Origin of the sequence: Agrobacterium sp. a22-2 (assembly GCF_012276985.1) — a bacterium.
GTDB lineage: Bacteria > Pseudomonadota > Alphaproteobacteria > Rhizobiales > Rhizobiaceae > Allorhizobium.
The window spans coordinates 1-450 of the sequence record NZ_JAAXMM010000057.1 but is presented as its reverse complement, the minus strand read 5'-3'; the positions used below and the strand labels follow the sequence as shown (position 1 = coordinate 450).

Annotated in this window: 1 protein-coding gene; it reads right to left on the bottom strand. The window is 65.6% G+C overall.

Annotation, left to right across the window (positions count from 1 at the left end):
* Positions 1-102 precede the first annotated feature (102 nt).
* The coding region (locus tag HFC70_RS26350) for a hypothetical protein (RefSeq protein ID WP_210259462.1) at positions 103-450 on the bottom strand (348 nt) is incomplete at its 5' end.

Sequence of the window (450 nt, the reverse complement as noted above, 5' to 3'; positions counted from 1 at the left end):
CAGGGCCGACGCGCACGCCGGGCACGTCGGTGATGGCGTTCAGCGGGCCGGGCGTGCCCTGGCCGATGATGATGCCCAGATCCTGAGCGCGCTGCGTCATGGTTATTCTCCTTCTATTGAGGGGGCGGCGAGGGGCGCCGTCTGGCGGCCGCGCAGATGGTTCAGCGCCAGCCCGAAGCCGATGATGCCGGCAATGATAATAAAGTCTTTCAGGCTGCTGGCGATCAAAATCGTCCACAGTACGTACAGGCAGCACAGCAGCGCCGCCACCACCGGCAGCGGCCACAGCGGCATCAGATACGGGTGGGGGAAGTGGCGGCGACGGCGGCTGATCAGCGCCGCCACCGCCATGATGATGTACACCAGCAGCAGCAGGATCACGGTGAACGAGGTCAGCGATTCGAGGTCGGAGCAAAACGCCAGCAGCGCCGAGGGCACGCCGAACAGCAG